Origin of the sequence: Streptomyces sp. NPDC005808, from assembly GCF_042871385.1 — a bacterium.
Lineage (GTDB): Bacteria > Actinomycetota > Actinomycetes > Streptomycetales > Streptomycetaceae > Streptomyces.
The window spans coordinates 404485-418171 of the sequence record NZ_JBIAIK010000004.1 but is presented as its reverse complement, the minus strand read 5'-3'; the positions used below and the strand labels follow the sequence as shown (position 1 = coordinate 418171).

9 protein-coding genes and 1 pseudogene are annotated in these 13687 nt (G+C 69.7%); 5 read left to right on the top strand and 5 right to left on the bottom strand.

The window, feature by feature from the left end; translation table 11 throughout:
- Nucleotides 1-51 precede the first annotated feature (51 nt).
- Complete coding sequence (locus tag ACFYPC_RS12300) at nucleotides 52-4986, top strand: DNA repair ATPase (RefSeq protein WP_388674114.1); 4935 nt, start codon at nucleotides 52-54, stop codon at nucleotides 4984-4986.
- 91 nt (nucleotides 4987-5077) lie between these two features.
- Here the strand turns inward: ACFYPC_RS12300 and ACFYPC_RS12295 are convergent, their stop codons facing one another.
- On the bottom strand, nucleotides 5078-5554 hold the full coding sequence (locus tag ACFYPC_RS12295) for a CBS domain-containing protein (RefSeq protein ID WP_388674112.1): 477 nt from the start codon (nucleotides 5552-5554) through the stop codon (nucleotides 5078-5080).
- A gap of 152 nt (nucleotides 5555-5706) precedes the next feature.
- Here ACFYPC_RS12295 and ACFYPC_RS12290 point away from each other — a divergent pair, with 152 nt between their 5' ends.
- Entirely contained in the window at nucleotides 5707-6288 is a 582-nt protein-coding gene (locus tag ACFYPC_RS12290) for a hypothetical protein (protein WP_388674110.1), read from the top strand.
- A 120-nt stretch (nucleotides 6289-6408) separates the two neighbouring features.
- On the opposite strand, the gene ACFYPC_RS12285 is transcribed toward ACFYPC_RS12290, so the two are convergent.
- Complete coding sequence (locus ACFYPC_RS12285; protein WP_388674109.1) at nucleotides 6409-7707, bottom strand: SLC13 family permease; 1299 nt, start codon at nucleotides 7705-7707, stop codon at nucleotides 6409-6411.
- 166 nt (nucleotides 7708-7873) lie between these two features.
- Nucleotides 7874-8764: pseudogene (locus ACFYPC_RS12280) on the bottom strand (cation:proton antiporter); the annotation flags it as partial.
- 596 nt (nucleotides 8765-9360) lie between these two features.
- Between ACFYPC_RS12280 and ACFYPC_RS12275 the strand changes: the two are divergent.
- The 3 genes from ACFYPC_RS12275 (at nucleotide 9361) to ACFYPC_RS12265 (ending at nucleotide 12556) form a co-directional block, all read left to right on the top strand.
- Nucleotides 9361-10191, top strand: a complete 831-nt coding sequence (locus tag ACFYPC_RS12275) for a hypothetical protein (RefSeq protein WP_388674107.1) — start codon at nucleotides 9361-9363, stop codon at nucleotides 10189-10191.
- Complete coding sequence (locus ACFYPC_RS12270) at nucleotides 10188-10562, top strand: winged helix-turn-helix domain-containing protein (protein ID WP_388674105.1); 375 nt, start codon at nucleotides 10188-10190, stop codon at nucleotides 10560-10562. Before ACFYPC_RS12275 ends, ACFYPC_RS12270 begins: the two co-directional genes overlap by 4 nt.
- 656 nt (nucleotides 10563-11218) lie before the next feature.
- Nucleotides 11219-12556: a hypothetical protein gene (locus tag ACFYPC_RS12265; RefSeq protein WP_388674103.1), complete on the top strand. Its 1338-nt coding sequence runs from the start codon at nucleotides 11219-11221 to the stop codon at nucleotides 12554-12556.
- A gap of 79 nt (nucleotides 12557-12635) precedes the next feature.
- Here ACFYPC_RS12265 and ACFYPC_RS12260 read toward each other — a convergent pair whose 3' ends face one another.
- Entirely contained in the window at nucleotides 12636-13124 is a 489-nt protein-coding gene (locus ACFYPC_RS12260) for a hypothetical protein (protein ID WP_388674101.1), read from the bottom strand.
- A gap of 30 nt (nucleotides 13125-13154) precedes the next feature.
- Entirely contained in the window at nucleotides 13155-13592 is a 438-nt protein-coding gene (locus ACFYPC_RS12255; protein WP_388674099.1) for an SHOCT domain-containing protein, read from the bottom strand.
- Nucleotides 13593-13687 lie beyond the last annotated feature (95 nt).

Genomic DNA, 13687 nt, shown 5'->3' with positions numbered 1-13687 from the left:
TTCACCCACTTTCTGAGAGGACCCCATGACCACCTTTCTGAAAGGGACCCCATGACCCCCGGCCCGGACACCGGCACGTACGGCGCGCTCGACATGGGCGCCTACGAGGTGCTGCGCGAGCGCCTCACCGCGCAGTCCGCCGAACTGGCCCGCCGTGCAGAGGCGCTCAACGCCCGCCGCACCGAGGAGTTCGGCTCGTCCCGGCTCGAACTGGCCGGCACCGAACGGCTGCGCACCGAACACGCCTGCGTGCCCCGCGACCTCGTCGCCGTCGGCGACGTACTGCTGTTCGGTCACAACGGCTTCCTCGGCCTGAAGCCGGAGACGGCCGTCGGTGACGTCTTCGCGCTGCACGACCGCGACCTGAACCGCCTGCCCGACGACGCCGTGCCCGGCCTGCTCGACGACCCTGCCTTTGTACGGGAGTTCGCCGCCCTCCACCGCTACTACCGGCAGGCGCACCTCCTCCAACTCCGCAGAGTGGAAGGCAAGTTGCTCGCCGTCTTCCGGACCGGCGAGAAGGCCGACGACATCCGTGTGCTGCGCTGGACGCTCGCGGACGACGGACAGGTGGCCTTCCTGGACGCGCGGGGCGATCGCGACCGCGTCTTTCCGCCCACCCACGACTTCGCTTGGACGCGGACGACCCGCGAGGACCACGTCCTTGGCCGTCACCCGCACGTGTCCATCGAGGGCGAGGTCTTCGTCGAGACGCTCGGGGGGACGCTGACGGTCAAGGCCGAGGACAACACCGAGACGGGCGAGGGCATTTACACGGAGCCGGTCGACGAGCCGCTGCAGTCCCTCGCAGACGCCGGCATCGCGTACGCGCGCGTGGGCGCCCTGATCCTGCTGCGCATCCTCCCTTACAAGGAGGATGCCGACCGCTACCTGGTCTTCAACACCCTGACCAGGGAGGTCGCCCGCCTCGACGGCATCGGCAGGGCCTGCCGCCGGCTGCCCGAGGACCAGGGCATCGTTTTCCCCGGCGGCTACTGCCTGGCCTCCGGCACGCACAGGACGTACGAACTCGACACCACGGGCCTGGAGTTCGAGCGCGAGGTGCGCTCTCCGAACGGCGAGGACCTGCTGTACGCCTTCCACGCGCGGGTGGAAGGCCGCAGCCTGCTGCTCCCGTACAACGTGATCCGCAAGGAGGTCGCCACCCCGCTGTCCTGTCACGGCTGGGCGCTCTTCGACGACGGTGCGCTCGTCGTCCTGCGCGCCGACAGCGACGAGCCGCAGCGCGTGCACCCGGTCCAGCTGTGGACGTCCCCGTACGTCTCGGACACCCACGCCGCCGCCCTCCCCGTCGGCACCGGCCCGCTGGCCCGCGTCGGCAACTCCGACCTCGTGCGCGGTATCTCCGACTGCCTGTCCATCACGCGCGCGGTCACCGGGACGAACCCGACGAGCGAGGTGTACGAGGCACTGGCCGCCGCGTGCGTCCGCGCCGCCGACTCCTACCACTGGCTGGGCGAACCCGAACTCGGCGATCTGGCCGAGCCTCTCGCGCAGGTGCGGGCCGCCGCCGAGCAGGTGCTGTCCGAGTTCGAGACCGTCCAGGACCTCACCCGCCAGGCCGCCGACGCGCTCACCGAGGCTGCCACCCGGGTCGCCACGGTCGTACGACGTCTGCGGGGCGAAGCTCCCCGCAGTGCCGCCGCCTGGGTCACCGGCCTGACCGAACTCCGGCACGCCCAGGGCCATCTGCTCACCCTCAAGGACCTTCCTTACGCGGACATCGCCCGTATCGACGCACTCGCCGCCGACACCGGGACCGACCTCGCCGCCTTCGGGCAGCGGGCCGTCACCCACCTCGCCCGCGAGGACGCCTTCGCCGATCACCAGGCCGACGTCGAGACGCTGGTCTCCGACGCCGAGGTGATCGCCACCGTCGCCGAGGCCGGGCCCGTCGCCGCCCGCCTCGACGAACTCGCCGACCAGCTGCGCACGGTGACCGAGGTCGTCGCCGGCCTCGACATCGGCGACGCCACCGTCCGTACGGCCGTCCTGGAGCGGATCGCCGAGGTCTTCGCCGGCGTCAACCGCGCTCGGGCCACCCTCGACGGCCGCCGCCGCGACCTTCAGAACCGCGAGGGACGCGCGGAGTTCGCCGCCGAGTTCGCGCTGCTCGGCCAAGCCGTCACCGGCGCACTCGCGGACGCCGAAAGACCGGACGCCTGTGACGAGCAACTAGCCCGCATACTCGTGCAGTTGGAGAGCCTGGAGTCGAGATTCGCCGAGTCCGACGACCTCCTCAGCGCGCTGGCCGACAAGCGCGACGAGGTCCACGAGGCGTTCTCCGCCCGCAAGCAGACCCTCGCCGACACCCGAGCCCGCCGCGCCGAACGCCTCGCCGACTCCGCATCCCGCGTTCTGCAGACCGTGAACCGCAGGGCGGCCACGCTCACCGACGCGGACGCCGTCGCCACGTACTTCACCTCCGACCCGATGCCCGCCAAGGTCCGCCGCATCGCCGACGAACTGCGCGAACTCGGCGACCAGGTCAGGGCGGAGGAAGTGGACGGCCGCCTGAAGTCCGCCGGCCAGGAGGCGCTGCGCGCCCTGCGAGACCGCACCGACCTGTACTCCGACGACGGCCGCACCCTCCGCCTCGGCACCCACCGCTTCGCCGTCAACACCCAGCCCCTCGACCTCACCCTGGTCCCGCACGGCGAGACCCTCGCCTTCGCGCTCACCGGCACGGACTACCGCTCCCCGGTGACCGACCCGGACTTCGCCGCCACCCGCCCGTACTGGGACCGCCCCCTGCCCTCGGAGTCTCCGGACGTCTACCGCGCCGAACACCTCGCCGCCCGGCTGCTGGACGAGCACGGCCCGGAGGCGCTGGCAGCGGCCGATCTGCCCGCCCTGGTCCGGCAGGCGGCGGAGGCGGCGTACGACGAGGGGTACGAACGCGGCGTCCACGACCACGACGCGACCCTGATCCTCACCGCACTCCTGCGCCTGCACGAGAGCGCGGGGCCGCTGCGCCACGAGCCCGCCGCCCGCGCCGCCGCCCAGCTGTTCTGGGCTCACGGCACCACGGCCGAGGAGCGCGACAGCTGGACCCGGCGAGCGGTTTCCATGGCCCGGGCCCGCGACACCTTCGGGCTCGCGCCCGCGGTCAACGACCTACGGGCCGAGCTGGCTCAGACGGTCGGCACACAAGCCGCGGCCGCCTACCTCTTCGAGGAATTGACCAGCGGCCCCGACGGCTTCGTCATCAGCGCCGGCACCCGCACGCTGCTCGACAAGTTCCGCCGCACGGTGGGCACTTCGGCCTACGACGACGACCTCGCCGCCCTTGGCGACCCGGCCGCCCGGCGCCAACTGGTCGAGGCGTGGCTGACGTCGTACGCGGCCGCCACCGGCACGGAGCTCACCCACGGCGACCTGGCGGAGGCTGTGGCCGCCGAGCTCTGCCCCGACCTGCCCCGCTACGAGTCCGACGCGCCGCTGACCGAGACTGTCGAGGGCCTGCTCGGCGCCCACCCGCGCATCACCGGCCGTCGGCTCACCCTCCGCGTCGACGAACTCCTGGCCCGTACCGGTGAGTTCCGTGCCCGCGAGGTCCCCGCCCACCGCGCCTACCAGCGCCGCCGTACGGTGCTGGTAGCCGCCGAACGCACCCGGATCCGGCTGGACGAGCACCGGCCGCGGGTGATGTCGGCCTTCGTCCGCAGCCGCCTCATCGACGAGGTGTATCTCCCACTGATCGGCGACAGCCTCGCCAAGCAGCTCGGCACCACCGGCCGGTCGAAACGCACCGACACCGGCGGCCTGCTCCTGCTCATCTCCCCGCCCGGCTACGGCAAGACGACCCTCATGGAGTACGTAGCCGACCGGCTAGGCCTGGTCCTCGTGAAGGTCAACGGCCCGGCGCTGGGCCAGTCGGTGACCTCCCTCGACCCGGCGCAGGCACCGAACGCGACGGCCCGCCAGGAGATCGAGAGGATCAATTTCGCGCTGGAGGCGGGCAACAACACCCTGCTCTACCTGGACGACATCCAGCACCTCTCGCCCGAACTGCTCCAGAAGTTCATCCCGCTGTGCGACGCCACCCGCCGTATCGAGGGCGTACGGAACGGCGAACCACGCACCTACGACCTGCGCGGCAAGCGATTCGCCATCTGCATGGCCGGCAACCCCTACACCGAGTCCGGCACCCGCTTCCGCGTCCCCGACATGCTCGCCAACCGCGCCGACGTGTGGAACCTCGGCGACGTCCTGACCGGCAAGGAGGACGCCTTCGCCCTCAGCTTCATCGAGAACGCGCTGACCGCCAACCCGGTCCTCGCCCCGCTCGCCGGCCGCGAGCGCACCGACGTGGAGCTGCTGCTGCGTCTGGCCGAGGGCGATTCGACGGCCCGTGCCGACCGGCCGGCACATCCGTACACCCCCGCCGAACTGGAGCGGATCCTGGCCGTCCTGGGCCACTTGCTGACGGCCCGCGACACCGTCCTGGCGGTGAACGCCGCCTACATCGCCTCCGCGGCCATGTCCGACGCCACCCGCACCGAGCCGCCGTTCCAGCTCCAGGGCTCCTACCGCACCATGAACAGACTCGCCCAGCGCATCCAGCCGGTCATGAACGACGCCGAACTGGCGGCCGTGATCGACGACCACTACAGGGCCGAGGCCCAGACCCTGACCACCGGCGCCGAGGCCAACCTGCTCAAGCTGGCGGAACTGCGCGGCACGCTGACCGACGAACAGGCCCTGCGCTGGGCCGAGGTGAAGGCGGCGTACGCCCGCACACAGACCCTCGGCGGCCCGGACCACGACCCTCACCCAACCTTCGGCCGGGGGGACCCCCATCTCGCTGCGCTCGCCCGCGCGGTGGCCACGCTCGGCCTGCTCGCCGACCGGATCGCCGCCGTCGAGACCGCGATCATTCGAGCCACGGACCCACGCCACCTCATCGCCAACCCGACGGCCCGCCACGCGACTCGCCCCACCCTTGGTCACGAGGAGCACTGAGAGGCCACACGCAATCCCGGACCCTGGTGGCCGTACCTCTGGGGACCCTCCGGGCTTCCGGTCTTGACCAGTCATGAGGGGGCGGGGACGGTCACGCGGAGGCTGACGGCCCGGCGGCCCCGAGCAGCTCATGAAGCAGGTGGGAGGCGGTGATGACACCGAGCAGATGCGTCCCGGCCTTGTCCTTGGACGCGACCGCGACCAGGGGGCTGCGTACCCGCGCCATCAGCGCGGCCACCTCCAGCGCGGTGTCGTCGGGGTCGGCGATCGGCGGTGGCTCGGCCTTGCTGGACAGGCAGTCCCCGACGCGACGGCCGGCCAGCGCCCGGCACAGCTTGTCGGCGTGCTGCTCGTCGACGACCGCGGCGAGGGTCGGGTCCTCGATCACGTAGGCGGGCACCAGCACCTTGACCATCTGGGAGGCGGGCAGGATCGCCTTCGGCTCGCCGTGCTCGTCCAGCACCAGCAGGCCCGGCAGCCGGTGCTCGGCCATCAGCCGTGCCGCGTCCAGGGCCTCGCTGTCGACGCTCACCGTCTCGTATCCGACCGCCAGGTCCCGTGCGCGCACGGCGGGCTCCTCATCTGCTGAAAGCGTCCCTGTGACCAGGGTCGTACACCAGGTGCGCGAGGGCGAGGACATTGACGCGGAACATACGCGGCGGACGCCGTCGGGGGCACACTTGAAGAGTGCTCCCGGCGTGTGCGAGGGGGTGTCCGCCGATGGCTGGGTCACGGTGTGCACGGGTACGACTGTGGCGGTGGCGGCGCAATCCGCTCAAGCGGCCCAGCGATGTCATCGAGGCGTGGGTCGTGCTCGCCGGATGGGTGCTCATCCTGGTGGGGAGCCTGATCGCCGGGCTGGTGGCGGCCGCCGCGGTCGAGCGGTCCGCCGAGCGGCAGCGAGCGGAGAGCCGCGAGGTCCCGGCCGTGCTCGTCGAGGACGCGGAGGACCGGCTGCCCTCGCGGGTCGGCACCGATCACCGGGTGTGGGCGACGGTGCGCTGGACCTCGACGGACGGCTCGACGCACACGGACGAGGCCCGGGTGACGCCCCGGAGCCGCGCGGGGACCACGGTCACCGTGTGGACGGACGGGAACGGGCAGATCACTGCCGCGCCACTGACCGAGGGGGAGACCCAGCTGCACGCAACCTGGGGCGGCGTACTGGCGGGAGCGGGCACGGGCGGCCTGGTGTGGGGCGCGGTGTGGATGGTGCGTCTGGGGCTGGAGCGACACCGTATGGCGCTGTGGGCCGCGGAGTGGGAGCGGATCAGCACCCGATGGGGGCGGAAGACGGGCTGAGTCGCCCGGTGGAACCCGCCCCGCACATCGTCAGCCCGCACTGCGCGGGGAAAGCGAGAGACGTATGGTCCTCGGCAGCCCGCCCGGCCCACCGCGGTCATGTCGCTCGTCGCCTCCCCCTCACGCCAAGGCGAAGTAGCGCAGCCACACGTACAGCGCCGACAAGGCCACGGTGACGGCTGTGACGACGAGGCCGTACTTGGTGAACTGCCAGAAGGTGATGGGCTGTCGGTTGCGTTCCGCGATGCCGAGAACGACGACATTCGCGCTCGCGCCGATCGCGGTGGCGTTGCCGCCCAGGTCCGCGCCGATGGCCAGCGCCCACCACATGACGTGGTCGGGGTCGCCGCCCATGTTCTGTACCAGATCCGCGGTGATCGGGGCCATGGTGGCGACGTAGGGGATGTTGTCGACGATGCCGGACAGTACGGCCGAGGCGCCGAGCAGCAGCATGGAGCCGCCGAGTTCGTTGTCGCCGATGGCATCCGCCAGGGCTTTGGAGATCTCGCCGATGACCCCGGTCTCGATCAGGCCGCCGATCATGATGAACAGCCCCGCGAAGAAGGCCAGGGTGGGCCACTCGACCTCGCCCAGCACCTCACCGGTCTCCACACGGGAGATCGCGATCAGCAGTCCGGCACCGAGCAGGGCGACGACGCTGGGCTCGTAGTGCAGCACCGGATGCAGCACGAATCCGGCGACGACCAGGACGAGGACCACCAGCCCCTGGATCAGCAGCCGGGGGTCCCTGATCGCCTCGCGCTCCTCCAGCGCCATGACCTCCAGAGCGCGCGACTCGTCGTAGACGAAGGTCTTGCGGAACAGGAAGCGGCACAGGGCGACGAGCACCACGGTCAGGAAGGCGCTCAGCGGGGCGAGATGGACCAGGAAGTCGTTGAAGGTCAGGCCGGCGCGGCTGGCGATGATGATGTTGGGAGGGTCACCGACCAGGGTCGCTGTGCCGCCGATGTTGGAGGCGAACACCTCGGCGATGAGGAACGGGGCGGCGGGCAGCGCGAGCCGCTCGCACACCAGCAGGGTGACCGGGGCGATCAGCAGGACGGTGGTGACGTTGTCGAGGAGCGCCGAGGCCGCGGCGGTGATGACGACGAGCATGACCATCACGCGGAAGGGGCGTGCCTGGGCCCGCTTCACCGACCAGATGGCCAGGTACTCGAACATGCCCGTCCGCTTGAGCACGCCGACGATCATCATCATGCCCAGGAGCAGGAAGATGACGTTCCAGTCGATGCCCGACTGCTCGGAGAAGAACGCCGACTCGTCGTCGGTCGCCCCGATCGCGAGCATCAGCGCGGCACCTCCGAGTGCCGCGCCGACGCGGTGGATCTTCTCGCTGATGATCAGGCTGTACGTGGCCACGAAGACCACGAGCGCCGCCCAGCTCTGCCAGCTGTTCACGGTCCTCCGACGAGTCGTTCCATCAGGCGGGCTGCCCTCACGGCATCTGCCGGCCGGGCGTGGTCACTGCTGCCGTCGCGTTCGACGACGGCGAACGGTGGGGCGTGGGTGCGGTCCATGAGCGCCGCGCTGTACATGACGCTCGCCTCCGGGCCGACGGTCGGCGGCCGGAACCAAGGTCACCGAACAGCCGCGGCGTCAGCAGCGCGCCGAACACCAACAGCGCCGCGAACTTCGCGAGTTCGGCCAGCGCCTCGCCGAGCGGCGCGAACGACTCCTTCGCCTCCAGCGAGCGCGCGGTGAGCACCGCGCCCGCCGAGAACGCGGCGAGGTACGGGTTGGCGTGCGTGAGGTGACAGATCGCGTACAGGATCACGCCGATCGCCAGCGGCAGCAGAGGCTGGAGCTTCGGCTCGGCGCCCAGCAGCCGGAACCGTACGAGCTCGACTACGGTAAAGGGGAGTACGACGCCGAAGACCAGCCCGAGGACCAGCTCCAGCGCGATCTTCCCGAGGTCGGCCTCGGCGTGGCCGGAGCTCGGGCCGGCCGCGGCGATCAGGATGAGGACGACCGGCAGGGCGAGCCCGTCGTTGATACCGCTCTCCACATTCAGCAACTGCCGTAGCTTCACCGGGACTTCCTTACGCCCGACGATCGCCGAGGCGAAAACCGGGTCGGTGGGTGCGAGGACGGCACCGACCAGGAAGGACGTCGTCCAGTCCAGGCCCACGAGGAAGTGCGTGATCAGAGCCATGCCGACGAACGCGAACGGCATGCCGAGGGCGAGCGCGCGAGCCGGGTTCTTCCAGTTCTGCCGCAGCTTCGGGAACGAGACGTGCATACCGTCGGTGAACAACACCGCGAACAGGGCCAGATCGGCCGTGACGGACACGATCTCGCTGTCCGGTGTGATGTGGATCAGCCCGAGGAAGCCGTCGCTGACGAGGGCGCCGCCGACAAGGAAGAGGAGAGAGGTGGACAGAACGGTCCGGGCGGCCAGCCCGGACAGCAGCACCGCGATCAGCAGCGCCACCCCGAAGACCACGACGAGCACCATGCCTCAGCTCCCGATCGACGAAGAGAGTTCTCCTCAACCGCCGACCAGGCTTCCCGGCACACCGCCGGGAACCCTACACGTTCTTTACGCTGCGTTGACAGGTTCTTGGCGCGCAGTCAGGCAGCACCGACATTGCCGGATCTCGGCAGGGAGCACCCTGTGGAGGCGTGGATATCCGGCGGTGCGGTCCCCCTGCGACAGGGCGCGGGGAGAGCCCGATCTGGTGCAGGACGGACCGTGCCTGCTCGTTGGCATGCGTGACGACCAGCAGGATTCCGTGAGCCCGTGCGGCGCGAAGGGCGGCGTTGCGCAGAGCGCCCGCCGTGTGCCTCCGGCCTGGTGGCTTCCGGGACTGCGCGGGAGGCGTCTGCCTGGAGGCCCTTCCGGGTGAGGCTGCCTTCTGCCGCCGCCGCACCACGGCACGGAGTGCTCGTCGACGACCCGGCGTTGCTCCGTGGAAGGCCCTCTTGTTGTTGTCAGTACACGGCTTACTCTTGACTGCCATGTACTTTGCATCGCAAAGTTAACTCTCGGCGGGCGGCCATCTGGCGATCCGCTCACGAGCGCTGCCAGAGCGCCGACTACAAGGGGGACAGATGGGGACATCGGCACCGAGCAGCGCGGGATCAGAACCGAGGGCGGCCGCGGCCGTCCTGTTGGCTGCGACGGAAGGCCTTCGAGCGAGGACCCGCACGCAGACCAACGGAGCCTGGACTCCCCTCCTTGGCTTCGGGCTCCTTGCACTGGCGGCCATTCCGGTCGCCCGGTACGCCTTCAACTTCGGAGCCCATGGGCGCTACATCGGGTCCTATCCGGCCTTTGCCTACGCCGAGCTGACCGGCCTGTGCGTCGTCCACGAACCGGGAACACCCTGCCTGAAGGGCGAGTTCGACGGAGCCGTCCTGCGCTTCGCGGCATGGGGCGTGTGGTTCGCGCTCCTCCCCCTCGCATGGTTCGTCTTCGCCCGCTGGTACCGCCTGCGCGGCGAGGCCCGGGGCGTCGTCCCGCGGCGTGGCATGTGGGTCCGCGTGACTGCCGCAGCGACCACTGTGATCACGGCAGCTCTGGTGGCGTTGCTGTTCGGCAAGGATCAGCCGTGGGAGGCCGTGCTGCTGGAGAACAGCTACGCCTCCCCGTGGTATCTGGTCGGCATCGGACTTCTCGCCCTCGGCATTGCCGAACGCAGTTGGATCGCCGCGGCGGCCGGCATCGCTCACGCCCTGCTGCTCACGGGGTACCTAGGAGCCTCCTGGGGTAGTGGATGGCTTCCCTGGCAGCACCCCACCCACCCCGGCTGGGCCGACGGACCGCAGGTCAAGGCCTTTCTGCTCGCTGCCGTACTGCTTCTCGGCGGTCTGTGCGAGTGGACAGCGGTCCGCCGCCGCGGCGCGCCCGGTGTCGGAGCTGCGGGTACGGTCGCCTCATGAGCGTCGAAGACTCGACCGCTACGCAGCACGACCAAGAGGAACTGCATCCCACCCAGGCGCTGGACGACACCGTCCACCAGCGCGTGCGGCTCGGTGTCCTCACTGTTGCCCGCGAAGCTGACCGGGTCGAGTTCAGCTTCCTGAAGAAGCAATTGGCCGTCACCGACGGAAATCTCTCCCGGCACCTGAAGGTGCTGGAGGAGTCCGGAATGATCACGGTGGAGAAGGGCTATGCCGGTCGACGCCCCCGAACATGGGTATCCCTCACCCGTGAAGGTGCGCAGGCCCTGGACGCCGAACTCAGGGCCCTACGTGCACTCGTGCTACGCCTTGATGCTCCCGGTCCCGTGCCCGGCACACCCGACGCGTGATCACCGCTTTAGGAGCGAGGTTGGGCGACCACGCGTGTGATCTGCGGATTCTCTGCCTTGGACGGAGTCTGGCCGTGCGCACCCCTGCCCACCCTGATTCCCCGTGAGTTCCCGTCTGTTCTGGCACGAGAGTGGCACGGCTGGGCGGAGCTATGGCGTACGAGGTGGCTGCACCCAAATATGTGCGGCTGGCGCAGATGCTCCAGGGCCGCATCGAGGACGGTACGTACCCAGCACTACAGCAGCAGCCGCGCGCACCACAGGGAGAAGCCCACGGCAGCGGCAGCGCCCTTATGGTGCGGTTGTGGTGCGCGCCCCGCCCACTGGTCCAGACAACAAAGAACCCCCGGGTCGTCGACCTGGGGGTCTCATATGGAGCGGGTGACGAGAATCGAACTCGCACTCTCAGTTTGGGAAGCCACCACGCTTGGGTGCTGGCATGGCCGCTGACCTGCGCAAATTCCTTATGTCACGGCAGGTGTGGGTGTCTGGTGAAACCGCTGCGAATATGTCGCTCACGGCGTCACCTGCTGGGTTCGTGCCTGCTCCCCCCTGCCATTGCCTCACCGCACCGGGACGGCCGCACGTCGTGCGCGGTTCACCCGTCGGGCGCACACTGGTCGCGCATTCGGCATCGCACGGATCTTCTGGTGTCCATGGCCCACACAGGCGACGAGCCGCTCTCGAACCGGGAGCGCAGCGAACTGGATGAACTGCGGCACCGCGTAGGTGCCCTGGAGAGCGCTGCTCGCCCGGAGGCGGCGCGGCATCACCGACTACGGTTCACGGGCTCGGTCCTGCTGATCCTCTTCGCGGCCCTGCTGTCGTTGCTGTCCGTGGTCGCGGTGTGGGCGAACAGCATTGTGCGGGACACCGACCGCTACGTCGCCACGGTGGGGCCGCTGGCGTCCGATCCGGATGTGCAGAAGGCGGTCACCAACCGGGTCACCAACGTGGTGCTGGCACAGATCGACGTGGACGCGCTGGTCAAGCAGCTGCAGGACACCGTGTCGGAGAAGGGCGTGCCGCCGAGGGCGGCCCAGCTGGTCGACAGCCTGAACGGGCCGATCACGAGCGGTCTGAAGCAGCTGGTCAGCGGCACCGTGGAGCGGGTGGTGAGCACGAGTGCCTTCGAGACGGTCTGGGTGGAGGGCAACCGCAAGGTGCACTCGGCCGTCGACAAGGCGCTGACGGGCGAGGGCGGCGGTGCGGTCTCGCTGAAGAACGACCAGGTGGCCATCGACGTGGCACCGCTGGTGGCCCAGGTCAAGGAGCGGCTGGTCAGTGCCGGCCTGGGAGTGGCTGCGAAGATCCCCGATGTCCACACGGACTTCGTGGTGGTCCAGTCGAAGGACATCGGCAAGATCAAGACCTATATGAGGGTCCTGGAGATCATGGGCAGCTGGCTGCCCGTCATCGCCCTGCTGGTGGCCGCGGCTGGGGTGTACACGGCGTTCAACCGCCGGTACGCGCTGATCGGGGCTGCGTTGGCGGTGTTCGCGGCCATGCTGTTCCTGGGGATCACACTCACCGTCTTCCGTGACGTCTACCTCGACCATCTACCCTCCGGCGCGTCCCCGGCCGCCGCCGGAGCGGTGTACGACGCGCTGGTCAGGTTCCTGCGCGCCGGTGTGCGTGCGCTGGGTGCCGTCGCCCTCATCACCGCGCTCGGCGCCTTTCTCAGCGGGCCGTCGCGGGTCGCCGTGTTCGTCCGCAAGGGCTGCCGCGGGAGCATCGGCGCGCTGCGCGACGTGGCGGAGTCGGGAGGGCTTCGCCTGGGTGCGCTCGGGCGGTTCGTGCACCGCTTCAAGCGGTGGATCGGGGCCGCGATCCTGGTGGTCGCCGCGATCGTCCTGTTCACCTGGAGTTACCCGACCACGATGGTCGTGGTGTGGATCACGGTGATCGTGCTGGTGGGCTTCGCGATCCGCGAATTCCTGGACACCGGCTCCGCCCCGCCCCCTGACTCGGCGGCCGGCGCGGCTGCTCGCTGAGGTATCGCCACGCGCCGTCGCGACGGCCGGCACCTACAGGGCTGGTCGGCCGCCGCTTCACATCCTGATCGCTGTGTGCTCATGCGGGCCCGTGCGGATACGAGGTCCTGGGCGGCTGGCGCTCCTCGTACCTTGGCCCTTCCTCGGACAGGTCGAAGAGGTTGTCGCGCTGGACCGTGCACAGCGCCCAGATGATGAAGCCCGAGATCGTGATCATCACGACCGACCACACCGGGTAGTACGGCAGGGAGAGGAAGTTGGCGATGATGACGAGTGCGGCGACGGCCACGCCGACAACGCGCGCCCAGGTCGCGGTCCGGAGCAGCCCGATGCTGACGATCACGGCGAGCGCGCCCAGCGCGAGGTGCATCCAGCCCCAGCCGGTCAGGTCCCACTGGAACACGTAATTGCGCGTCGTCACGAAGACGTCGTCCTCGGCGATGCCCATGATGCCCCGGAAGATGTCGAGCAGGCCGACGAGGAAGAGCATCACGGCCGCGAAGGCGGTCAGGCCGGTTGCCCATTCCTGCTTCGCCGTGTTTGCCGGCTGGGTGTATGTCGCGGTCATCTTGTGCCTCGATTCGTGGTGTCCATGTGCTCAGCGACTGGGCGTGCCGTAGTCGGTCAGGACCAGTTCCTTGGCCCTGCGGAACTCCTCGTCCGTGATGTCGCCGCGGGCACGGATGTCGGACAGCTTGGCGAGCTCGTCGATGCTGCTGGGCCTCTCCTGGGCGCCTGCCGCTTCCCTGATGTGGGCGTCGAAGGCTTCCTGCTGTGCTCGCGCCTGGGATATTTCCCGGCGGCCCATGTTCTTGCCGCGTGCGATCACGTAGACGAAGATGCCCAGGAACGGCAGCAGGATGGTGAACGCCAGCCAGCCGGCCTTCGCCCAGCCGCTCATGTCGTCGTCACGGAAGATGTCGACAATGACGCGGAAGAGCAGGACGAACCACATGATCCACAGGAAGAACAAGAGCATGCTCCAGAAGACGCTCAGCAGGGGATAGTCATACGCGAGGTACGTCTGCGCACTCATGTCTCTCCTCCGTTCCGGGCGCTCGCCCGGCCGCCGTTGCGTGCAGTCTCAGCGTGGGCGCGGCCGGGGCCGGCCGGCCTCACCCGACGCGGGTG

Coding starts and splice junctions, on each gene's coding strand:
- ACFYPC_RS12270 (WP_388674105.1), top strand. CDS start 10,188: ATGAGCGTCGAAGACTCGACCGCTACGCAGCACGACCAAGAGGAACTG.
- ACFYPC_RS12300 (WP_388674114.1), top strand. CDS start 52: ATGACCCCCGGCCCGGACACCGGCACGTACGGCGCGCTCGACATGGGC.
- ACFYPC_RS12290 (WP_388674110.1), top strand. CDS start 5,707: ATGGCTGGGTCACGGTGTGCACGGGTACGACTGTGGCGGTGGCGGCGC.
- ACFYPC_RS12255 (WP_388674099.1), bottom strand. CDS start 13,592: ATGAGTGCGCAGACGTACCTCGCGTATGACTATCCCCTGCTGAGCGTC.
- ACFYPC_RS12260 (WP_388674101.1), bottom strand. CDS start 13,124: ATGACCGCGACATACACCCAGCCGGCAAACACGGCGAAGCAGGAATGG.
- ACFYPC_RS12265 (WP_388674103.1), top strand. CDS start 11,219: ATGGCCCACACAGGCGACGAGCCGCTCTCGAACCGGGAGCGCAGCGAA.
- ACFYPC_RS12275 (WP_388674107.1), top strand. CDS start 9,361: ATGGGGACATCGGCACCGAGCAGCGCGGGATCAGAACCGAGGGCGGCC.